Origin of the sequence: Phytohabitans kaempferiae (assembly GCF_042433955.1) — a bacterium.
In the GTDB taxonomy this organism is placed as follows: Bacteria; Actinomycetota; Actinomycetes; order Mycobacteriales; family Micromonosporaceae; genus Phytohabitans; species Phytohabitans kaempferiae.
On the sequence record NZ_JBHLUH010000008.1, the window covers coordinates 1 to 23,083 of the forward strand.

A 23,083-nucleotide genomic window follows, 5' to 3' on the forward strand; every position below is an offset into this window, starting at 1 on the left:
CCGTCGGAGTTGACCGCCGAGCCGCGCACCACCGCCAGCACCTGGCGGCCGTTGCGCACCGCATCCGACAGCCGCTCCAGGACCAGCACGCCGACCCCTTCGGCGCATCCGACGCCGTCGGCGGCCTCCGCGAACGCCTTGCAGCGGCCGTCCGGCGCCAAGCCACGCTGTTCGCTGAAGTAGACGAACATGTCCGGCATGGCCATGACCGTGACTCCGCCGACGAGTGCCAGCGAGCAGTCTCCCTGGCGCAGGCTCCGCGCCGCCAGGTGCAACGCCACCAGCGACGACGAACACGCCGTATCCACCGTCAAGGCCGGGCCCTCCAGTCCCAGCGTGTACGCCACACGGCCGGAGACCAGGCCGCCGTCGCTGGTGGCCCCGGGGTAGTCGTGACACATGACGCCGGCGAAGACGCCGGTCGGGCTGCCGCGCAGGGTACGCGGCCGGACGCCGGCGTCCTCGAGCGCCTCCCAGGACGCTTCGAGCAGCAGCCGCTGCTGCGGGTCCATCGTCAGTGCCTCACGCGGCGAGATGCCGAAGAACGCCGCGTCGAAACCGGCTACGTCGTCGACGAAGCCACCGTTGCGGGAGTACGTCCGGCCGGGCCCGCTGGGCTCCCGCTCGTACAGCGCCTCGATGTCCCAGCCACGGTCGGTGGGAAACTCGGTGACGGCGTCGGCGCCCGAGGACACCAGCCGCCACAGGTCGTCGGGTGATCCGATCCCGCCCGGCAGGCGGCAGGCCATTCCGACGATCGCGACCGGTTCGGTGGCGGCGGCGGTGACCCGGTCGAGTTCCCGGCGCAGCCGCTCGTTGTCCAGGACCGACTGCCGCAGCGCGCTGACGATCCGCTCGGTCGATGCCGCCTCACTCGTCTGTTCCGTGCTCACGCCGGGGCTCCTCCCTCGCCGTACACCGATCGCAGCAGGTCGTCGATGCCCATCTCCGCGACCCGCTCCCGCATCCGGGCGTCCTCGGCCGCGTCGGCCCGCCCTTGGGCTGTCGCAGCGGCCGGCGACCCGTCCGGCAACGGCTCGTCCGGCACCAGTTCGGCGAGCAGGTGCCTGGCCAGTGGCACGGCCGTCGGGTAGTCGAAGATCAGCGTGGCTGGCAGGCGCAGGCCGGTGGCTGTGCCGAGACGGTTGCGTAGCTCCAGCGCCGCGAGCGAGTCCAAGCCGAGGTCGAGGAACGTCTTCTCCGGGTCGATCGCGACCGAATCGTCGTACCCGAGCACCGCGGCCGCTTGACCGCAGACGAGGTCGAGCACAACCTTCTCCCGGTCGGGGCGATCCATGCCGGTCAGCCGCTCGCCGAAGGCGGGCGGATCTTCCGCAGCGGTGGCCGCGACGACGCGCCGCCCTGGGGCGCCGGCCACGGCACGCAGCAGGGCCGGAAGGTCGGTACGGTCCCGCAGCACCGCCCTGTCCACCCGCAGCGGCACGAGTACCGCCTCGGCCGCACCCAGCGCGGCGTCGAACAGGGCCAGGCCCTCTGCGGTGGACAGTTCGACGATTCCGGAGCGAGCGAGACGGTCCACGTCGACCTGACCGCCGCTGCCCTCCCACGGCCCGAAAGCCAGCGAGGTGGCCGGAAGGCCCTGGGCGACCCGGTGCTCGGCGAGCGCGTCGAGGAAGACGTTGGCCGCCGCGTAGTTGGCCTGCCCGGCCGTGAGCACCAGGCCGCCGGCCGAGGAGTACAGCACGAACGCCGCCAGGTCCAGGTCGCGGGTCAGCTCGTGCAGGTGCCACGCGCCGTCCACCTTGGGGCGCAGCACGGCCGCCAGTTGCTGGTGGGTCAGCGAGCCGAGCACGCCATTGTCCATGACGCCGGCCGCGTGCACCACCGCGGTCAGCGGATGCGCGGCGGGCACGCCGCCGAGCAGAGCCGCGACGGTGGCCCGGTCGGCCACGTCACAGGCCACGATGGACACCGTGGCGCCCATGCCGGACAGCTCCGTGTGCAGCTCGGCGGCGCCGGGTGCGGCCATCCCCCGGCGGCTGGTCAGCAGCAGGTGCCGTACGCCGTGGCTGCTCACCAGGTGCCGCGCCAGCGCGCCGCCGAGCAGCCCGGCGCCGCCGGTGATCAGGACGGTGCCGTCCGGGCGCCAGGCCGCCGGTCGGTCCACTGTGTCCACCCGGTCCACGCGCTCCAGCCGGGGCAGCCGCACGACGCCGGCACGGATCGCCGTTTCCGGCTCGCCGGAGGCGGCGACGGCGGGCAGTGCCCGCGCGGAGGCTGGCGAGCCGTCGGTGTCGACCAGCACGATCCGGCCCGGGTTCTCCGCCTGTGCGGCGCGGACCAGGCCCCACAGTGGAGCCTGGGTGAGGCTTGACCCGTCGGGCGCGCACGCGGCGTCGCGGGTGAGCACGACGAGGGTGGCACCCTCGGTGCGCGGGTCGGCGAGCCAGAGCCGTAGCTGGTCAAGGGCCCACCGGGTCGCCGCGTGGACCGCCTCGGGCACGTCGCTGCCGGTGTCCGCTGGTGCCGGTAGGACCACGACGTCCGGGATCGGCGTGATGGCGGCCAGGTCGGGGTACGTCGGGGCGTGCAGTCCGTGTGCGTCGTCGCCGAGCACCGCCCAGCCGTCGGCGGCTTCGGTGGGGTCCGCTGGCGCGACGGCCGGGCCGGGCTGCCACCCGATCCGCAGTAGCCCGTCCGGCGCCGGCTTGCCGGACCCGAGCTGGTCAGCCGAGACCGGCCTGGTCACGATCGACTCGACCCTGCCGACCGCCGTTCCGGCGGCGTCGGCCAGCGTGAGAGACACTCCGGCCGGTCCGCCGCGCGCTCGTACCCGTAGCGCGGCCGCTCCGGCGGCGTGCAGGCGGATCCCGGTCCACGCGAACGGGATCGCCGTCTCGGTGATGGCCTTCGGACCGCCGTCGACGAAGAAGTCCATGGCTCCCAGCGCGGCGTCGAGCAGCGCCGGGTGAACGCCGAACGACGCGGCCGAGGCGGCGGCATCGTCGGGGAGCGCCACCTCGGCGTACACCTCGTCGGCGCGCCGCCAGACGGCCCGCAAGCCGCGGAAGGTCGGCCCGTAGCCGTAGCCCAGCCCGGCGAGGTGGCCGTAGACACCGTCGAGGTCCACGCGCCGCGCACCTTCCGGCGGCCATGCGGCAAGGTCGTGCTGTTCCGAGCGGGCGCCCAGGGCGAGGGTGCCCATCGCGTGCAGTGTCCACGCCGTCGTCGCGGCGCCCGCACCGTCGGCCGGCCGTGAGTACACCGACAACGCGCGCCGGCCGGCGTCGGCGCCGCCGACCACGACCCGCACCTCGGCCACCGCGCCGGCGGACAGGTCGAGCGGCCGGTGCTGGGTCAGCTCCTCCACCACGTCGTACCCGACCTCGTCCCCGGCACGGATCGCCAGCTCGACGAAAGCGGTGCCCGGCAACACGGCCCGGCCCAGGATCACGTGGTCGGCGAGCCAGGGCTGGCGGTCCAGGGACAGCAGGCCGGTCAGCACCACACCGCCGGAGTCCGGCAGTTCCACCACGGCGCCGAGCAGCGGATGCCCGGCAACGCCCAAGCCGGCCGACCAAACGTCGGCGGCCGGACCTGTGCCGACCTCGCCGCCGGTGACGGTGGGCGGTGTGGAGGCGTCCAGCCAGTACCGCTTGCGCTGGAAGGCGTAGGTGGGCAGGGGCATCTTGCGGGCGCCCCGCCGGGCGAAGAAGGCCGGCCAGTCGATCGGCGTGCCGCGCACGTGCAGTTCCGCCACCGCCGCGAGTACCGTGCCGGTCTCCTCCCGGCCACCGCGCAGCATCGGCACCACGCCGGCGGATTCCGCGACGCTCTCGCGCGCCATCGCGGTCAGCGCCGCCTCGGGTCCCAGTTCGACGAAGCGGGTCACACCCAGCGACTCCAGGGCGCGGGCCGCGTCGGCGAACAGCACCGGCTGGCGCACCTGCCGCACCCAGTACTCCGGCGAGCACAGCTCGTCGGCGGTCGCGACCGTCGCGGTCACAGTGGACATCACCGGGATCCTCGGCGGCTGGTACGCCAGCCGCTGCGCGACCGCGCGCAACCTCGCCAGCATCGGATCCATCAGGTGGGAATGGAAGGCGTGCGAGACCCGCAGGCGCTTGGTCTTGTCGAAGCCGCGCGCGACCCGCGCCACCGCGTCCTCGTCTCCGGAGACAACCACCGCCCTCGGCCCGTTGACCGCGGCGATGTCCACGCCGGCGCACAGCGCCGCCCGCACATGTTCGGCGCTGGCCGCGATCGCGACCATCGACCCGCCGGCCGGCAGATCCTGCATCAGCCGGCCTCGCGCCGCGACCAGCGCGCACGCGTCAGCCAGGGAGAACACGCCGGCCACGTGGGCGGCCGCCAGCTCGCCGATCGAGTGCCCGGCCACGAAGTGCGGCACGATCCCCCAGGACTCCAGCAGCCGGAACAGCGCCACCTCGACGGCGAACAGCGCCGGCTGCGTGTACCCGGTCTGGTCCAGCAGGTCGGGTTCGGCCCGCATCACGTCGCGCAGTGGATGGTCGAGCTCGCGGTCGAGCAGCGTGCACACCTCGTCCAGCGCCGCCGCGAAGGCGGGGAACGCGGCGTAGAGTTCCGTGCCCATCCCGAGCCGCTGCGCGCCCTGGCCAGTGAACAGGAACGCGGTCAGACCGCTGGAGCGCGCGACGCCGCGCGCCGCCCCGGGCGGTGCCGCCCCCGAGGCAAGACCGGCGAGGCCGGCGGCCACCGCACCGCTCGCACCGCCACCGGCCGGCGCCAGCACCACCGCGCGGTGGTCGAGTGCCGCGCGGGTGGTCGCCAGCGAGTACCCCAGGTCGAGCGGGTCGATGTCGGGCCGGCTGTCCAGGTAGGACACCAGCCGGGCTGCCTGGTCGCGCAGCCCTTCCGCGCTACTGGCGCCGAGCGGGAGCGGGACCAGGGTGAGCGGCGCCGGGCGACCGGCCGCCGGCGGCTCCGGGTGGGCTGTCTCCGCCTCGGCGGGCGCCTCCTCGATGATCGCGTGGGCGTTGGTGCCGCTGATCCCAAACGAGGAGATGCCGGCCCGGCGCGGCCGACCACCGGCCAGCCACGGCCGCGCCTCGGTGAGCAGTTCCACCGCGCCCGCCGACCAGTCCACGTGCGGCGACGGCGCGTCGATGTGCAGGCTCTTCGGCAACAGGCCGTGGCGCAGGGCGAGCACCACCTTGATGACGGCCGCGGCGCCGCCGGCCGCCTGGGCATGGCCGATGTTCGACTTCACCGAGCCGAGCAGCAGCGGCCGGCCATCGGGCCGGTCCTGCCCGTACGTCGCGAGGAGCGCCTGCGCCTCGATGGGGTCGCCGAGCCGGGTCCCGGAGCCGTGCGCCTCCACGGCATCCACATCGGACGGGTTGAGGCCGGCGGCGGCCAGCGCGGCCCGGATCACGCGTTCCTGTGACGGCCCGTTGGGCGCGGTCAGCCCGTTGGACGCGCCGTCGGAGTTGACCGCGCTGCCGCGGACCACCGCGAGCACCTCGTGGCCGTTGCGACGGGCGTCGGAGAGCCGCTCCAGCACCAGCAGGCCGACCCCTTCGGCCCACCCGACGCCGTCAGCGGCCGCCGAGAACGACTTGCACCGGCCATCCGGAGACAGCACTCCTTGCCGGCTGGAGTCCACGAACAGGTCCGTGGTCGACAGCACGGTCACGCCGCCGGCCAGCGCGAGCGAGCATTCGCCGTTGCGCAGCGCCTGGGCCGCCAGGTGCAGGGTCACCAGCGATGACGAACAGGCCGTGTCGACGGTCAGCGACGGGCCCTCCAGGCCGAGCACGTACGAGATCCGGCCGGACACCACCGCGCCGGAACTACCGTTGGCCAGGTATCCGGCCACGTCGGCTGGCGGGTTCTTGGCGCGGCTGCCATAGTCGTCGTACATCACGCCGGCGAACACACCCGTCTGGCTGCCCCGCAACGAGCTCGGATCGATACCGGCGCGTTCGATCGCCTCCCACGAGGCTTCCAGCAGCAGCCGCTGCTGCGGGTCCATCGCGACGGCCTCACGCGGGCCGATGCCGAAGAAGCCCGGATCGAACCAGGCCGCGTCGTGCACGAATCCGCCCTCGCGGGCGTAGGTCCGGCCGGGCGTTCCAGGCCGTGGGTCGTAGATGCCGGCGACGTCCCAGCCACGGTCGGTCGGGAAATCCCCGACCGCGTCGAAGCCGTCGACCAGCCGCTGCCAGAGGTCCTCGGGCGAGCCGACCCCACCGGCGTACCGGCAGCTCATTCCCACGATCGCGATCGGCTCGTCGGTGCGCCGCCGGGGCGCGGCCGCGGCCGGCGCGGCGTCCGCCGTCCCGACGAGCCGGCCCTTGAGGTATTCGGCCGAGGCGCGGGCGGTCGGATGGTCGAAGACCAGCGTCGCGGGCAGCGCCAGGTTGGTGGCGGAGCTGAGCAGGTTGCGCAGCTCCACCGCCGCGAGCGAGTCGAACCCCAGACTGCTGAACGCCCGGTCAGGGTCCACGGCGGACGCGTCGTCGTAGCCGAGCACCGCCGCGACGCTGGTGCGGACCAGCTCGGTCAGGATCCGGTCCCGCTCGGCGTCGGGCAGCCCGGCGAGGCGGCGCACCAGCGGCGGACCATCCGCCGGTTCGGCTGTCCGGGCGGTGCGGCGCCGCTGGGTCGCAACCATCGCGCGCAGCAGCGCCGGCAGTTCGTCGGTGCGGGCCCGCAACGCCACCGGATCCAGCCGCAGCACGGCCAGGACGGCCTCGTCCGTACCCAGCGCCGCGTCCAGCAGCCCCAGCGCGTCAGCGGCGGCCAGCGCCGGCATGCCCAGACGTGCCATCCGGCGCAGGTCGGACTCGCCCAACTCGCCGCCCAGCCCGGTGTTCTCCGCCCACAGGCCCCAGGCCAACGCCGTCGCGGGCAGTCCGAGCCGCGCGCGGTGCTCGGCCAGCCGGTCCAGAAACGCGTTCGCCGCCGCGTAATTGGCCTGCCCGGCGCCGAGCACCATGCCGCCGGCGGAGGAGAACAGCACGAACGCCGCCAGGTCGAGGTCGCGGGTGAGCTCGTGCAGGTGCCAGGCCGCGTCCACCTTGGGCCGCAGCACGGTCTCCATCTGCTCGCCGGTCAGCGCGGCGAGCATCGCTCCGTCCGAGGTACCGGCGGCGTGCACCACCGCGCTGAGCGGCCGGTCAGCGGGGATCGCCGCGATCAGGCCGGCCAGTTCCGCGCGATCAGCCACGTCGCAGGCGGCAAGGGTCACCTCCGCTCCGAGCGCGGCCAGCTCGGCGCGTAGCTGCTCCGCACCCGGGGCGGCGGCGCCGCGACGGCTGGTCAGCAGCAGGTGCCGCACGCCGTGCTCGACGACGAGGTGCCGGGCGAGCAGGCGGCCCAGCCCGCCCGTGCCGCCGGTGACCAGCACCGTTCCGGTCCCCCACGACACCCCGTCGGCACCGGCGCGGTCCGGCACCGCGACCTGGACCAGCCTCGGCACGAGCGCCGCGCCGCCGCGCACCGCCGCCTCGGGCTCGCCGGCCGCCACGATGCCGGGAAGCAGGCCCGCCGCCGTTTCCACCGCGTCGCCGGTGATGGCAGCGTCGAGGTCGACCAGGACGAACCGGCCGGGGTGCTCGGCCTGCGCGGCCCGGACCAACCCCCACACGGCGCCGTGGGCCAGATCGTCCTGGCGAGTCGCCACCACGAGTGTCGCCTCGGCGAACCGGCGGTCCGCCAGCCAGGTCCGCGCCGCGGAGAGCACCGTGGCCGTCGCCGCCCGCACGCTCACCGGTACGTCCACGGTGGACGACGGGCAGTCGAGCACCACCACGTCGGGCACGCGTGCGCCTCGCTCCAGCGCGGCGCCGAGCGCGGCCAGGTCCTCGAACGCCGCCGCGCCGGCGCCCACGACCGCCCAGCCGTCCGGCAGTGCCTCGGCGCGTACCGGCAGCGGGCTCCACCGCACCCGCAGCAGTGACCCGCCGGCGGCGCCGGCCCCGCCCGCGTCCTCGGCGGCCTTGGTGATCTGCTGGTCCGAGACCGGCCGTGAGACAAGCGCCTCGACCGACGCCACCGGACGCCCGGCGGTGTCGGCCACGTCGATAGTGGACACCTCGGCGCCGTCGACCGCCACGATGCGGACCCGCAGCGCCGCCGCGCCGGCCGCGTGCAGCGTAACCCCGCGCCACACGAACGGCAGCAGCGTGGGCGCCCCGCCGGGCTGGTCGGCGCCGTCGAGAAGGTCGGCGTGCATGGCGGTGTCGAGCAGGGCGGGGTGCAGGCCGTACCCGCCGGCCGCCGCCTTGACCTCGTCCGGCAACGCGACCTCGGCGTACATCTCGTGTCCACGCCGCCAGGCGGCCCGCAGTCCCTGGAACGCCGGGCCGTAGTCGTACCCGCGGGCGAGCAGCCGCTCGTAGGCCCGGTCCAGGTCGAGCGGCACGGCACCGGCCGGCGGCCACTCGTCGTCGCCGGCCGGCGGCCACGGGCCCGGCCCGTCTGCCTCGACCGCCGGGGCGGCGGTGAGCACTCCGGTCGCGTGGCGGGTCCACGGCTGGCCGGCGGGCGCGTTCTCGGCCCTGGAGTACACCGACAGCTCATGCCGGTCAGTGCCGGCCTCGGCCACGACCACCTGCAGCGCCACCCCGCCATGCGCGGGCAGGACGAGCGGCGCCTCCAGGGTCAGCTCCTCGATCACCGGGCAGCCGACCTGGTCGCCGGCCCGGATCGCCAGCTCGACGAACCCGGTGCCGGGCAGCAGCACCGAACCCTTGACCACGTGGTCGCCGAGCCACGGCTGGACGCCCGGGGCGAGCCGCCCGGTGAGCACCACCGAGTCGGTGCCGGGCAGCGGCACCACGGCGCCCAGCATCGGATGCCCGGCGGGCTGCTGCCCGACCGCCGTGACGTCGCCCGATGGCGTCGCGTCGAGCCAGTAGCGCTTGCGCTGGAAGGCGTACGTCGGCAGGTCGACCCCGGCCAGGTCGGACCCGAGCAGCGCTGGCCAGTCCAGGCCCACCCCGCGCGTGTACAGGTGGGCGACGGCCGACACCACTGTGGACGGTTCGGGACGGTCGCGCCGGCACATCGGCGTGAACGTGGCGTCCGCGCCGCTGTCGACACAGTCCGGCCCCAGCGCGGACAGCACGCTGTCCGGCCCGATCTCCACGAACGTGGTCACCCCGTCCCCGGCCAGCGCCCGCACGGCGTCGGCGAACCGCACCGTCGCCCGTACCTGGCGCACCCAGTACCCCGGTGAACACAGCTCGTCGGTGGCCGCACCAGTCACCGTGGACACGATCGGGATCCTCGGCGCGTGGTACGACAGCGCGGCCGCGATCTGGCCGAACTCCGCCAGCATCGGCTCCATCAGCGCCGAGTGGAACGCGTGGCTCACCACCAGCCGGTGGGTGCGGGCGCCGCGCGCCCGGATCAGTTCGGCGACGGCCAGCACGTCCGCCTCGGCCCCGGAGATCACCACCGACGCAGGGCTGTTGACCGCCGCGATGTCGACCTCCGGCCGGGCTTGGCCACGCTCGCCCGCCTCCAGGTAATCGCGCAGCACTCCGCGCACCACGTCCTCGGACGCCCCGAGCGCGACCATCGCCCCCGGCCGGGCGGGCAGCGCCTGCATCAGCCGGCCGCGCGCGGCCACCAGCGTGCCGGCGTCGTCCAGGGACAGCACGCCCGCCACGTGTGCGGCGGTCAGCTCGCCGATGGAGTGCCCGGCCAGCAGGTCCGGCCGGACTCCCCACGACTCCAGGAGGCGGAACTGCGCCACCTCGACCGCGAACAGCGCGCTCTGGGTGTAGCGGGTCTGGTCGAGCAGGCCGGGCTCGGCGTCACCGAAGACGACCGCCCGCAGCGGCGGCCCGCCCGCGACCTCGTCGAGCACGGCCGCCACCTCGTCGAAGGCCCGGGCGAACACCGGAAACGCGGCGTACAGCTCGCGTCCCATGCCGACCCGCTGCGCGCCCTGGCCGGAGAACAGGAACGCGAGCTTGCCCTCGCTGGCGGCGCCGCGCACCGCACCAGCCGGCACATCGCCCTCGGCCAGCGCACCCAGGCCGCGCAGCAACTCGGCGCGGTCGGCGGCGACGACGGCCGCGCGATGCTCCAGCCCAGCCCGGCCGGTCGCGAGGGTGCGGGCCAGCACGTCGAGGCCGATACCGTCCCGCTCGGCCAGGAAGGCACGCAGTCGGGCGGCCTGCGCCCGCAGCGCCGCGGCGCTGCCGCCGGAGAGCACGAACGGCAGCGGCCCGGTCAGGTCGCCTCCACCGGCACCGGGTCCGGTCAGGGCGGCGGGCGCCGGATCGGTGGCCTCCTGCAGGATCACGTGGGCGTTGGTGCCGCTGATGCCGAAGGAGGACACCCCGGCGCGGCGGGGGCGCCCGTTGGCCTTCCACGGGCGGGCCTCGGTGAGCAGCTCGACCGCACCGGCCGACCAGTCCACATGCGACGACGGCTCGTCGACGTGCAGGGTCTGTGGCAGCAACTCGTGGCGCAGCGCCAGCACCATCTTGATGATGCCGGCAACCCCCGCCGCCGCCTGCGTGTGCCCGAGGTTCGACTTCACCGAGCCGAGCCACAGTGGACGGTCCCGGTCGCGCCCGTAGGTGGCCAGCAGCGCCTGGGCCTCGATGGGGTCGCCGAGCGTGGTGCCCGTCCCGTGGCCCTCCACCGCGTCGACGTCGGCGGGGCGCAGCCCGGCGGCGGCCAGCGACTGCTGGATGACCCGCTGCTGGGACAGCCCGTTCGGCGCGGTCAGGCCGTTGCTGGCACCGTCGTGGTTGACCGCCGTACCGCTCACCAGCGCGAGTACCGGGTGCCCGTTGCGGCGGGCGTCGGAGAGCCGTTCCAGCACGAGCATGCCCGCGCCTTCGCCCCAGCCGGTGCCGTCGGCGGCGGTGGCGAACGACTTGCAGCGGCCGTCGGCCGACAGGCCGCGCTGCCGGCTGAAGTCCACGAAGGTGTCCGGTGTGGACATTACCGTCACGCCGCCGGCCAGCGCGAGCCCGCACTCTCCACTCCGCAGCGCCTGCGCGGCCAGGTGCAGGGCGACCAGCGACGACGAGCACGCCGTGTCGACGGTGACGGTGGGTCCTTCCAGGCCGAACGCGTACGAGACCCGGCCGGAGACCACACTGGCCAGGCTGCCGTTGCCGAGGTATCCGGCCACCTCATCGGAGACGGTGCCCAGCCGGGTGCCCCAGTCGTGGTACATCACGCCGGCGAACACACCGGTCTGGCTGCCGCGCAGCGACCGGGGGTCGATCCGGGCGCGCTCCAGCGCCTCCCACGAGATCTCCAGCAGCAGCCGCTGCTGCGGGTCCATGGCCTGGGCCTCGCGCGGGCTGATCCCGAAGAACTCGGCGTCGAACTCGGCGGCGTCGTGCAGGAAGCCGCCTTCTCGCACGTAGCTCTTGCCGGGCACGCCGGGCCGGGGGTCGTAGATGGCGGCCACATCCCAGCCTCGGTCCACCGGGAAGTCCGTCACCGCGTCGCCGCCGCCGGCCAGCAACGCCCACAGGTCCTCGGGGGTGTTGACGCCTCCGGGGTACCGGCAGCTCATCGCGACGATGGCGATCGGCTCGTCGGTGCCGACCAGCGCGCCCGGCGTGGTGGCGTCCGCCGCCGGTACACCGAACAACCTGGCGAGGATGTGTTCGGCGAGCGCACGCGGGTTGGGGTAGTCGAAGATCAGGGTCGCCGGCAGCCGCAGCCCGCTGGCCGCGTCGAGCGCGTTACGCAGTTCGATGGCGGCCAACGAGTCGAAGCCCAGCTCGCTGAACGCCCGGTCGGGGCTGATCGCGGCCGCGCCGCCGTGCCCGAGGACCGCGGCGACGTGGGTCCGTACCAGGTCGAGCACCGCACGTTCGCGGTCCGGTCCGGACAGGGCCGCGCGCAGCGCCGGGTCACCGGCCACCGCGCCCGCCGCGACGGGCGCCGCGTGAGCCGGCGGCGCCGCGGCCGGCACCAGGTCCGCCAGGAGCGCGGGTACGCCGTCCGGGCGAGCCCGCAGCGCTGCGGTGTCGACGCGTACCGGGAGCACGGTCGCCTCGCCTGCGCCGAGCGCCGCGTCGAACGCGGCGAGGCTGTCGCGCGCGTCCATCGGCACCATCCCGAGTCGGGCGATGCGTCGAAGGGCGCCCTCGCGCAGCCGGCCCCCCATGCCCGCGGAACCGGCCCACAGGCCCCAGGCCAGCGAGACGGCGGGCAGGCCGAGCGAGCGCCGGTACGCGGCCAGCCCGTCGAGGAACGCGTTACCGGCCGCGTAGTTGGCCTGCCCGGCGCCGTCGACGTGCCCGGCCGAGGAGGAGAACAGCACGAACACCGTGAGGTCGCGTTCCCTGGTCAGCTCGTGCAGCCACCACGCGGCGTCCAGCTTGGGCCGCAGCACGGCCCCCATCCGCTCCGGCGTGAGGGCGCCGAGCGAAGCGTCGTCGAGCACACCGGCGGCGTGCACGACACCGGTCAGCGGGTGGGCGGCCGGGATCTCGCGCAGCATGCCGTGCAGCGCGTCGGGGTCGGCCACGTCGCAGGCCACCACCCGCGCCTGGGCGCCCAGTTCGGCCAGGTCGGCCACCAGGCCGCCGGCGCCCGGCGCGTCCGGACCTCGGCCGCTGGCCAGCAGCAGATGGGTGACCCCGTGCACCGTCGCCAGGTGCCGGGCCACGAGGGCGCCGAGGCCGCCGGTGCCGCCGGTGATCAGTACCGTGCCGGCCGGATCCCATCGCGCGCCCCGTGCCGCCGGGCGCGACCGGGCCAGCCGAGGCGCGTGCAGCGCGGCGCCGGTGAGTCGCAGTTCCGGTTCGCCGGAAGCCAGCGCGGCGGCCAGCGTATCCGCCGGCACGGCGGCCGAGGTGTCGAGCAGCAGGATCCGCCCGGGCTGCTCGGATTGGGCCGCCCGCACCAGCCCGCGCACCGCGGCGGCGGCCAGCCCGGTCGGGTCGGCCGGATCGGCCGCGCCGCGGGTCACGACGACCAGCCGCGACGCGGCGAACCGCTCGTCGACCGCCCAGCGCTGGAGCACGTCGAGCACGTCGAGCGCAGCCGCTCGGGCCGCCGGGACCAGCCCGGCGGGGTCGACATCGGGGCCGGCCGGGACGGGCAGGACGACGGCGTCCGGGGGCCCGCCGGTGGCGGCGGCCTCGGCCAGTGAGTCCAGGTCGGCGAACGCCGGGGCGTACGGCACCAGGCCGGCCAGGGCGAGCGGAGCCGAGGACAGCACGGCCACCCGCATCCCGGCCTCGTCCGCCGGCGGCGTGGCGACCGGTGGCGCGGCGAGCGCGGTCCACCGCACGCCGTACAGCGGCGCCTGCCGGGCGGCCGACAGCGTGCCGGCCGGCACCGGGCGGGACCGGAACGACGCGACCGACGCCACCGACGCGCCGGCCTCGTCGGCGAGCGCGAGCCTCACGCCGCCGGTCGGGCTCGGCGAGATCCGTACCCGCAGCCGGGTCGCGCCCGCCGCGTGCAGGCGCACACCGTTCCACGCGAACGGGAGCCGGACCTCGCCGGGCTCGCGGGCCTCGGCCGGGGCGAAGTCGGTGGCCTGGAGCACCCCGTCCAGCAGCGCCGGATGGATGGCGTATCCGTCCGCGTCCGTAGCGAGCGCGACCTCGGCGAAGACGTCGGCGTCGCGCCGCCACACGGCACGCAGATTGCGGAAGGTCGGCCCGTAGCCGTACCCCTCGACGGCCAGTCGCTGGTAGAAGTCGCCGAGGTCGACCGGAGACGCACCGGGCGGAGGCCAGGCGGCCAGGCCGGCGTCGGTGGGGGCGGCGCCGCCGGCCGGGCCGAGCCACCCGGTCGCGTGCTGGGTCCACAGTGGGCTTTCCAGGGCGTCCGGGCCCGACGGTGCCGCCGGGTCTGACGGGTCCCGCTCGGGTCGCGAATAGAACTCGATGGTCCGCCGGCCGGCCTCGCCTGGCGGGCCGACCACGACCTGGAGCGCGACCCCGGTCGACTCGGGCATGACCAGCGGGGCGTGCAGCGCCAGTTCCTCGACCTCGGCACAGCCAACCCGGCTCGCCGCGAACGCCGCCATCTCCACGAACGCCGTGCCGGGCAGCACGCCCACGCCGGTGACGACGTGGTCGGCCAGCCAGGCTGGCGAGCCGGCCGCCACCCGGCCGGTCAGCACCAGCCGGTCCGAGTCGGCGACACCGACCTCGGCGGACAGCAGCGGGTGTCCGGACGCGACCTGGCCGAAGCCGGCGGCGTCGGCGCGGTGGGGTGCCGAGGACGCCCAGAAGTACTGGCGCTGGAACGCGTACGTGGGCAGGTCGATCCGCCGTGCCCCGACCGGCGCGTAGAACTTCGCCCAGTCCACGTCGGCACCTCGCGCGTAGGCCGCGCCGAGGGCAGCGACCAGCACTTCGGCGGCGGGTGTCTCACCACGCTCGCGCATGGCCGGCAGGAAGGCGATGTCCGCGCCCGGCACGCACTCGCGGGCCAGCGCCGACAGCACCGGGTTTGGCCCGACCTCGACGAAGGTCCGCACGCCCAGACCGGCCACGCACCGCACGCCGTCGGCGAACCGGACGCTCTCGCGGACCTGCCGTACCCAGTAATCCGGCGAGCACAACTGTTCGGCCGTGGCCAGCTCACCGGTCAGGTTGGACACCACCGGGACGCGGGGCGGCGCGTACTCGACGATCTGCAGGATCCGGCGGAAGTCGGCCAGCATCGGCTCCATCAACGCCGAGTGGAACGCGTGCGAGACCCGCAGCCGGGTCGTCCGTCGCCCGTCCGCCGCGAACCGCGCCGCGTGCTCCGCCACCGCATCCTCGGCGCCGGAGATGACGGTCGACGTGGGGCCGTTGACGGCGGCGACGCACACCCGGTCGTCCAGCCGCCGCCGGACCTCGTCCTCGGCCGCCTCCACCGCCACCATCGCGCCGCCCGCGGGCAGCGCCTGCATCAACCGCGCCCGCGCGGCGACGACGGTGCACGCGTCCTCCAGCGACCACACCCCGGCCACGTGCGCCGCCGCGAGCTCACCGATGGAGTGCCCCAGCAGCACCGTCGGCGCCAGACCCCACGACTCCAGCAGCCGAAACAGCGCCACCTCGACGGCGAACAGGGCGCACTGCGCGTTGCCGGTGCGGTCCAGTTCCGCCGCGTCCGTGCCGTACAGCACCTCGCGCAACGGCCGGTCCAGGTGCACGTCGAGGTGGTCGATCACCTCGTCCAGCGCCCGCGCGTACTCGGGGAAGGCACGGCGCAGGCCTCGGCCCATGCCCAGGCGTTGGGAGCCTTGGCCGGTGAAGAGCAAGGCGATCCCGCCCGTGGTGGCCTCGTCGACGATGACCGTGCCGGCGGTCCCGGCCGCGCCCTGGGCCACGGACTCCAGGCCGCGCAGTGCCTGTGCCCGGTCGCCGGCCAGCACGACGGCCCGGTACGGCAGCGCCGCGCGGGTCGTCGCGAGGGAGTACCCGATGTCCGCGAGCGCCGTCCCGCTGTCCACGATGGACGCCAGCCGGCCGGCCTGGGCGCGCAGGGCGGCCGCGCTGGACGCCGACACCGGCACGGGGACCGGGAAGCCGGTTCCATCGGCCGGCTCAGCCGGCACGGAGGTTTCGGTGGCCTCGACCGGGGCGGCCTCCTCGATGATCACGTGGGCGTTGGTGCCGCTGACCCCGAACGAAGACACGCCGGCCCGGCGCGGGCGGCCGGTCGACGGCCATGGTCGCGCCTCGGTCAGCAGCCGGACGTTGCCGGCGGTCCAGTCCACGTGCGGCGTCGGCTCATCCACGTGCAGGGTCTCGGGCAGCGTGCCGTGGTGGATGGCCTGCACCATCTTGATCACACCGGCGACCCCGGCCGCGGCCTGGGTGTGGCCGATGTTCGACTTCACCGAGCCGAGCCACAGCGGCTCCGCGCGATCCTGGCCGTAAGCCGCCAACACCGCCCGGGCCTCGATCGGGTCGCCAAGCCGCGTACCCGTACCGTGCGCCTCCACCGCGTCGACCTGGTCCGGGGTCAGCTTCGCGTCCGCGAGGGCCCGCCGGATCACCTCGCGCTGGGCACGCCCGTTCGGTGCGGTCAGGCCGTTGGAGGCGCCGTCGGAGTTGATCGCGCTCCCCCGCACCACCGCGAGGACCCGCCGCCGGTTGCGGATAGCGTCGCTGAGCCGCTCCAGGACGAACACCCCGACGCCCTCGCCGAACCCGGTGCCGTCGGCGGCGGCCGCGAACGCCTTGCACCGCCCGTCCTCGGCCAGCCCGCGCTGACGGCTGAACGCGGTGAACGTGCCGGGTCCGCCCATCACCGCGACGCCACCGGCCAGCGCGAGTGGACAGTCACCACGCCGCAGCGCCTGCACCGCCAGGTGCAGCGCGACCAGCGAACCGGAGCACGCGGTGTCGACGGTCAGCGTCGGCCCCTCCAGCCCGAACGCGTAGGCGACGCGCCCGGACACCACGCTCGGCGCGTTGCCGGTCAGCAGGTATCCGTCCATCCCGTCCGGCGCCTCGTGCAGCCGAGGCCCGTACTCCTGCGCCTCGGCACCGATGAACACGCCGGTCGGCGTGCCGCGCAGCGTCGTGGGATCGACGGCTGCCCGCTCCAACGCCTCCCACGCCGTCTCCAGAACCAGCCGCTGCTGCGGGTCCATCGCCATTGCCTCGCGCGGGGCGATGCCGAAGAAGTCGGCGTCGAAGTGTGCGGCGTCGGGCAGGAATCCGCCCATCCGCACGTACGTCGTGCCCGGCTGCTCGGGGTCGGGGTCGTAGAGCCGCTCGAGGTCCCAGCCGCGGTCGGTGGGAAACCCGGTGACGGTGTGCCGACCCGCCGCGACCAGCTCCCACAGCTGCTCCGGTGATCCGATGCCGCCCGGGTAGCGGCAGCCGATGCCCACGATCGCCACCGGCTCGGCGTCGAGCGGCCCGGCTCCGGCCGGTGCCTGGTCGGCGGGTCCGGTGTCGGCCGCCTCGCCGGTGGCCAGTACCTGGAGGTGGCGCGCCAGCTCGGCCGGTGTCGGATGCTCGAAGGTGACGGTGACCGGCAGGTCCAGGCCGGTGTCGGCGACCAGCCGCTCCCGCAGCTCGACCGCGGCCAGCGAGTCGAACCCGAGGTCGCGGAACGAGACCTTCGGGTCCGCGACCTCCGGCGAGCCGGGCCGCACCGCGCTGAGCACCGCCGCCGTGCGCTCGGTCACCAGACGCAGCAGGAACCGGTCACGTTCGACCGCCGGCAGCTCCGCCAACTGTCGCGTCAGGACACTGACCTCAGACTGGACCATCGCCGTACTCCATCGTCGTGGCGGAAACTCTCGTGGCGGACCTCACCCGGTGTCCGGGTCGCCTGCCCGGCTCAGGCTGTTCGCGGGTTCGCGGCGCTCACCAGGCGATGAGCAGGCGCGCCGGGCCCCGCACGATCACGCCGTACTTCCAGGGAATCGCGGCCCGCTCCTCAGCCAGGTGCAGGCCCGGCAGGCGGGTCAGCAGCTCCGCGAGGGCCTCGCGCAGCTCCAGTCGCGCCAGCTGCGCGCCGATGCAGTGGTGCGGACCGTGGCCGAAGGCCATGTGCGGGTTGGGACTGCGGGTCAGGTCGATACGCTCCGGGTCCTCGAAGACCTCCGGATCGCGGTTGCCCGCCGCCAGCGCCGGGAGCACCGGATCGCCGGCACGCACGACCACGTCGCGGAACCGCACGTCCTCCAGCGCGTACCGGGCGAACATGGCCGCGGTGTTGATCGGCACGTACCGCAGCAGCTCCTCCACCGCCGAGGGCATCAGCTCCGGTTCGGCGCGCAGCTGCGCCAGCAGGTGCGGCTGGGTGAGCAGGGTGAACACGAAGCTCGGCAGGCCCGACGAGACGGTCTCCACGCCACCGGTGAGCAGCCCTGCCCCGGCGATGGAGATCAGCTCGTCCTCGCTGAGCTTGTCGCCGCTGTCGCGGGCGTAGACCAGGGCGCCGAGCAGGTCGTCGGTGGGTTCCAGGCGGCGCTGCGCCACGAGCCCGGCCATGTACTCGGCGAGCGCGTCGCCGAGCTCGTTGAGCACGTCGCCGTTCGCCGTGGCGTCGTCGACCAGACCCTCCGTCCACTGTCGAAAGACGTCGCGGTCGGAGAAGGGCACGCCCAGGAGGTCGCAGATGACCGAGACCGGTAGCGCCCGCGCGAAGTCCTCGACCAGGTCGGCCGGCGGCCCCTTCTCGATCATCGCGTCGACCAGCCGGGCGGCCCGGGAACGGACGTCGGCGCGCATCTGCTCGATCCGGCGCGCGGTGAACGCCTTGCCGACGAGCCTGCGCAGCCGGCTGTGGTCCGGCGGGTCCATGCCCATGATGCCGTCACCGCTCGCCTCGCGGCGCAGGCGTGGCTGGTCGAGGCCCTGCGCGACCGCGCGGCTGAACCGCTGGTCGCTGAGCACGACCTTGAGGTCCTGGTAGCGGGTGGCCAGCCACGCCGGCTCGCCGTAGGGCAGCCGTACCCGGCTCAGCGGCTCGTCGGACCGAAGCTTCGCGTATATCGGCGACACCTCGATCTCGTGCATGTCAAATGGGTAGTCGCGGACCGTGGCGCTGGTGACCATCGGACATCCTCCCGGGAAGCTCACCCTCGTGGCTGTCGAGCGCGGGCCGATCGGCCCGGCGGTCCAGCGCGTCTTCGTCGAACGTTCGCTGCACATAGGACAGTGCGCGCATGAGGCTGGTCGAGCTGAGCGCGTGCCGCCGGTGCCCCTCGGCGATCCGGCCCAGCGGAAGCGACCCGATGTCGGCCCAGCCCAGTCGGCCATCGGCGTCGATGTAGCCGCGGCTGCGGCCGGCGTTGTCCGGGTGCAGGCAGTAGGGCACGTCCAGCAGGCCGCGCTTGAAGGCCGACAGCATCGCGCGCTCGATCTCCGGCGCGCAGTTCAGTACCGCGTCGACGAGCGCTTGCGCCTCCAGGTACACCTGGCCGCCGTCCCCCTCCACCACGTCGGGAGCGACCGAGCCGGCCACCGCCGCGGCGTGTTCGAGCGCCGCGACGTTCTCGGCGATGGTGGGGATGCGGTGCGCCTCGGCGACGGTCTTGACGATGAGCCGCGCCGAACCAGTGGCGACGGCCAGCTCGACAGCCTCGGCGAGCAGGTTGCGGGCTCCCTCCGGGGTGCGTGGCGCGAGGCCCATGTAGGCGTACACCACGATGTGCCAGCGCGTCCCGGTCAGCAGTTCGCGGCACAGCCGGCGCAGCGCGGCGATCGCCTCGCGGTCCTGCGCCGGATTGGTTTGCTGGGCGTAGCTGACCGAGACGCATCGCACGCCGTAGCGGTGGAAGAACAGCGCCTCGAGCACGCTGATGGCCACGAGCTGGCTGGGCGGGCAGAGCTGTCCCATCATGGCGCCGCCGAACGTCTCCAGATGCGGCTCGACGCCGGCCTCGCGGAGGCTGGCCAGCAGTTCACAGGTGGCGGCCCAGTCGCGCACCGAGTCGCTGAGCGGGATCCGCCCGTACGGCAGGCAGTAGGAGATCGGGCCGCCTTCGGTCGCGTGCAGGCCGGCCCGCAGCACCGCCCGCACGATCTCCAAGGGCTGGGCGGAGCCATGCCGCACCTGTACCGGGAAGTCGTCACCCACGACCCCGTGCAACATCGCTCGGGTGGTCGCCACCGGATGGCTTCGGATCGGGTACCCGTTGAGCCCGATCCCGGCGCTCAGCGCGTGGTCGACCGCGCCGAGGTCGCCGATCCGCGTGTAACTGTCCAATGTGATCGTTCCGACCGTCGCCGCCGCGGCCTGCCGGGTCGCGACGAGCCCGGCCCGCATCCGGTCCGGATCGGCGAAGCCCATGCGCGGCTGCACCACCAAGGCCCCCGCCCGGTGCCGCCGCCGCACAAACTCGCCGAAGCTCACGGCGCGTCCAGAGCGGTCGCGCCCGCACCGAGCCGTGTCGTGACGAAGCTGCGGAAAAGCGCGGCGCCGTCCGGCCGATCGTCGTAGACGGCGTCGAACCCGGCGGCGAGCAGATCCGCCGCGTGCACCTCCCGGTCGACCTCGGAGACACCGAGCTTGCCACCGATCACCACGGGCGTGCCGGCCAGTTCGGGCCGCTCGCGCAGCCGCCCGATCACCCGCATGCCGTCCTGATACCCGTGGCCGTTGACACTGCTCAGCACGACCATCGACGGGCGTCGCGCCACGCACTCCGACACCAGCAGGTCGTCGGGCACGCACGGCCCGAGATTCACCACCTCGAAGCCGAACTCGTTGATGAGAAGCTGCAGGTACACCAGGTTCCACGTGTGCGAGTCGGATGCCATGCTGCTGACGAGCACGGTCCGCCCACCGCCCGGGGAAGCCGATTCCACATCGGACGGCCGAATCGCGTCCAGGCCGGTCGTGCCGCGCGCCGCAGCTCCGCTCATGATCCTGACACCGGCTCGAACCCGCGCTGGTAGGCCAGGCGGGACACCGACACGACATCCCCGCCGCGAACCGTCACCTCGGCAGGCGCCGGCCGGCCGAGAAAGCTGACCAGGCTGGCGCTGACGCCGTAGGCGCCGACGTTCGGCACGGTGATCAGATCGCCGATCTCCAACGGAGGAACGGTGACACCGCGCCCCAGCAGATCGCCCGGTGTGCACAGTGGACCGACGAGGTTGGCCACGTCGGTGACCTCGTGGCCGGCGAGCCCTTCGAGCTCCACGGCCATCGGCATCAGCCGGCCGAGGCCGGACAGGCCACCGATGACGTTGATGCCCGCGTCGAGGATGACGTACCGGTTGCCGCGGCTCTCCTTGATGTTGACTACGCCGCAGGTCAGAGATCCGCTACCGCCCACCAGGTACCGGCCGGACTCGCAGGCCAGCCGAGGATGTCCCGAGCGCCACCGCGGCAGGTACAGGTCGAGAATCGGCTCCAGGTAGATCCGCAGCTTGTCGTACGTGGCCCGCTCGCCGGGCGCCGCATAAGGCGAGGCGAACCCACCACCGATGTCGAGCAGCTCCAGCGGCAGCCCGATCTCGTCGGTCAGCATCGCCGCCAGCTCGATGACCTCCTCGTACTCGGCCAGAAGGCTCGACTCGTCGGCCGCGTTGCTCATCGTGAAGAAGTGCGCGCCGACGACCCGCGCGCCACGGACCGCGGTCAGGTGCGGCATCAGGGCCGGTAGCGTCTCCGCGTCGATCCCGAACTGCGAGGGACGTCCCATCATCCGGATGCCGGTCGGCGCACCGACCCACTGGCTGTTGATCCGCAACAGGCACTGGGCGACGGCGCCGTGCCGGTCCGCCGTCGCGCCGATCCGCCGCATGTCGGTGAGCGACTCCACCGAGAACAGCCGGACCCCGGCGCCGATCGCGATGTCCAACTCACCGTCGGTCTTGCCCGGGCCGGTGTACAGGCACTCCCCCGCCGCGTACCCGGCCTCGATGGCGACGGCCAGTTCACCCACCGAACTGATCTCGGCCCGGCACGAGGGGCCCTCGCCCTCGCGCAGCGCGCGGGCGACCTCCGGATGTGGGTTGGCCTTGACCGCGTAGAACACCTCGAACCCGGCGGGCAGAGCGGCGAACAGGCTCCGCCGCGCCTCGGCCACCCGGTCCAGGTCGTACACGTACAGCGGAGTGCCGTAGCGCCCGGCCAGTTCGTGGTGTGCGTTCACCGTCCGGTCCCTTCCCCGCCGGCCAGCAGGTCGGCGAGCTGCCTGGTCGCGTTCTTGCCGTGGACGGTGAGCGGCACCTCGGCGACCACGTGGCACACGGCCGGCACCTTCGCCGGCTCCAGGCGGCGGGTCAGCTCCCGCAGCACAGCGTGCGGCGCGAGGTCGGCCTCGACGTAGATGGCCAGGTCGTGGTCCTCTGTCGGCGCGATCGCCGCGGCGGCCCGGACGCCCGGGACGTCCATGGCTGCCGCCTCGATCTCCAGCGTGCTCATCCGCACGCCCTTGCGCTTGAACATGTCGTCGGCACGACCCCTGAAGTACAGGTAGCCGTCGTCGTCGAGGTAGCCGTAGTCGCCGGTGTGCAGCCGCGACACGCCGCTGCCGTCACGGCGGAAGGTGCGGGCGGTCAGCTCGGGTTCGCGCCAGTAGCCGGGCATCACGTGCGGGCCGGTCACCACGATCTCGCCGAACTGCCCGGCGGGCAGCTCGCGGCCGTCCGGATCCAGGATCAGCACGGTGGTGCCGGGCAGCGGCCGGCCGACGGCGCCCGGCCGCTCGCCGTCCTCCTCCGGCGGCATGATGGCGATCCGCTTGCACTCGGTCTGTCCAAACTGGCGCACCACCCGCACGCCGGGGAACGCCGCACGCAGCTTGGCGATGGTGGCCGGCGGCAGCGCCGCACCGGTGTTGGTGAACATCCGCACGGTGTTGACCGGTACCGGACCAACCTCCCGGTTGGCCAAAGTGGCGATCATCGCCGCCAGCGACGGGACGATGGGTACCACCGTCGCGCCGACCTCGCGGATCCGCGCGAGCAGCACCAGGTCTGACTCGGCACCGGCGAGGACGATCTCGCTGCGCCCCAGGAACGCGAGCAGGACCTTGTAGAGGCCGTAGTCCCACGACATCGGAAACCGGCAGAACACGACATCGTCGGGCCGGTACCCAAGCTCGGCGGCGATGGCCCGCGCGGCGAAGGTCACCGGCCCGTGCGGGCCGATCACGCCCTTCGGGGTCGCGGTGCTTCCGGACGTGTAGACCAGCACAGCGATGTCATCGACGGCCACGTCGACCGGCTCCGCCCGCGCCCCCCGCTGTCGCAGATCCTCGACCTCACGCCACATCGACTCGGCGCCGTCCTCGGGCAGAAACAGCCGAGGCTCCGCGTTGGCGAGCACGGCGCGCCGCTGGAACTCCTTCATCGCGGGGTTGAGTGGCACGAACGTGGCGCCGAGGCGGGACACGCCGAAGAACAAGGCGACCAGCTCGCGCGTCGTCGGCCACTGGACGACGACCCGGTCGCCCTTGCCGACCGCCCGCGCGGCGAGCCAGGCGGCGACCGCATGGCTGTGCGCCTCGACTTCGCGGTAGCTCCACACGCCGAGCGGGTCTCGGACGGCGGACGCGTCGGGCACGGCCGCGACCGCGTCGTCGAGTATAGAGTGGACGGTCGTGGCGGCAACGGTCGCGCTCACAGGAGCCAACTCCAGCACTGATCCAACTCCAGCACTCTCCAGACCTGGGGAAGATGAGCCGCGATCGCAGCCACGGCCCGGTGCGAAA

General features: G+C 74.1%; 7 protein-coding genes. All 7 read right to left on the reverse strand.

Features of this window, described 5'->3' with window-relative positions:
• Nucleotides 1–893 (reverse strand): beta-ketoacyl synthase N-terminal-like domain-containing protein (locus ACFFIA_RS06650; protein ID WP_377247055.1); only part of this gene is annotated, 893 nt, incomplete at its 3' end.
• On the reverse strand, nucleotides 890–17,176 hold the full coding sequence (locus ACFFIA_RS06655) for a type I polyketide synthase (RefSeq protein ID WP_377247058.1): 16,287 nt from the start codon (nucleotides 17,174–17,176) through the stop codon (nucleotides 890–892). The genes ACFFIA_RS06650 and ACFFIA_RS06655, both read right to left, overlap by 4 nt.
• Before the next feature lie 97 nt (nucleotides 17,177–17,273).
• On the reverse strand, nucleotides 17,274–18,470 hold the full coding sequence (locus ACFFIA_RS06660; RefSeq protein WP_377247061.1) for a cytochrome P450: 1,197 nt from the start codon (nucleotides 18,468–18,470) through the stop codon (nucleotides 17,274–17,276).
• Nucleotides 18,433–19,770 (reverse strand): methylaspartate mutase, encoded by a 1,338-nt coding sequence (locus ACFFIA_RS06665; protein ID WP_377247064.1) that lies wholly within the window; start codon nucleotides 19,768–19,770, stop codon nucleotides 18,433–18,435. Before ACFFIA_RS06665 ends, ACFFIA_RS06660 begins: the two co-directional genes overlap by 38 nt.
• The gene (locus tag ACFFIA_RS06670; protein ID WP_377247067.1) at nucleotides 19,767–20,282 is read right to left on the reverse strand and encodes a cobalamin B12-binding domain-containing protein; all 516 of its coding nucleotides are present in this window, start codon (nucleotides 20,280–20,282) and stop codon (nucleotides 19,767–19,769) included. Before ACFFIA_RS06670 ends, ACFFIA_RS06665 begins: the two co-directional genes overlap by 4 nt.
• Entirely contained in the window at nucleotides 20,279–21,520 is a 1,242-nt protein-coding gene (locus ACFFIA_RS06675; protein WP_377247070.1) for a type III PLP-dependent enzyme domain-containing protein, read from the reverse strand. The genes ACFFIA_RS06670 and ACFFIA_RS06675 overlap by 4 nt, the downstream gene beginning before the upstream one ends.
• A complete protein-coding gene (locus tag ACFFIA_RS06680) occupies nucleotides 21,517–22,995 on the reverse strand; it encodes an AMP-binding protein (protein WP_377247073.1) in 1,479 nt (492 codons plus the stop codon). The genes ACFFIA_RS06675 and ACFFIA_RS06680 overlap by 4 nt, the downstream gene beginning before the upstream one ends.
• Nucleotides 22,996–23,083 lie beyond the last annotated feature (88 nt).

Coding starts and splice junctions, on each gene's coding strand:
- ACFFIA_RS06655 (WP_377247058.1), bottom strand. CDS start 17,176: ATGGTCCAGTCTGAGGTCAGTGTCCTGACGCGACAGTTGGCGGAGCTG.
- ACFFIA_RS06660 (WP_377247061.1), bottom strand. CDS start 18,470: ATGGTCACCAGCGCCACGGTCCGCGACTACCCATTTGACATGCACGAG.
- ACFFIA_RS06670 (WP_377247067.1), bottom strand. CDS start 20,282: ATGAGCGGAGCTGCGGCGCGCGGCACGACCGGCCTGGACGCGATTCGG.